This is a genomic window from Burkholderia sp. BE17, assembly GCF_009362305.1.
Classification (GTDB): Bacteria; Pseudomonadota; Gammaproteobacteria; order Burkholderiales; family Burkholderiaceae; genus Burkholderia; species Burkholderia pyrrocinia_C.
Window position 1 is genome coordinate 1 of the sequence record NZ_WHNU01000118.1, and the last position, 436, is coordinate 436.

1 protein-coding gene and 1 pseudogene are annotated in these 436 nt (G+C 52.3%); one reads left to right on the forward strand and one right to left on the reverse strand.

What is annotated here, in order from left to right; all coding sequences use genetic code 11:
* Nucleotides 1-6 precede the first annotated feature (6 nt).
* Nucleotides 7-117 (forward strand): annotated as a pseudogene (locus GD429_RS40085) (glutathione-dependent disulfide-bond oxidoreductase); the annotation flags it as partial.
* A gap of 132 nt (nucleotides 118-249) precedes the next feature.
* Here GD429_RS40085 and hybG read toward each other — a convergent pair.
* Nucleotides 250-436 (reverse strand): hydrogenase maturation factor HybG (gene hybG / locus GD429_RS40090; RefSeq protein WP_152865755.1); only part of this gene is annotated, 187 nt, incomplete at its 5' end.

The following is a 436-nucleotide window of genomic DNA, read 5'->3' on the forward strand; positions in this document are numbered from 1 at the left end:
GTATAAGAGACAGGGCGTATTGTTAACCGCATCAACGGACCGCTGAACGAGCAGTTGCATGAACGCCATGACGCCAGTGATTTCGAGACGAATACGGAAGATAAGCGTCAGGGGTAATGGTTAGCGTTCGTCGCAGCAAGCCATCCAGACCAATGTAGGCCGGATAAGGCGTTCACGCCGCATCCGGCAATCGAGCACAATGCCTGATGCGACGCTGCCGCGTCTTATCAGGCCTACAAAAGCTAATCATCACGCGCTGGTATTGTCGTAATCCATTTGGCGCAGTGCGTCTAATGTGGCTTTGGCTTCGACTTCATCGATAATGCTCATGGCAAATCCGACGTGTACCAGTACCCACTGGCCCAGCAGATCGGCAGGGTTACCTTCACAAATAAGGGCGATATTCACGTCGCGCTTGATACCACATACTTCAACC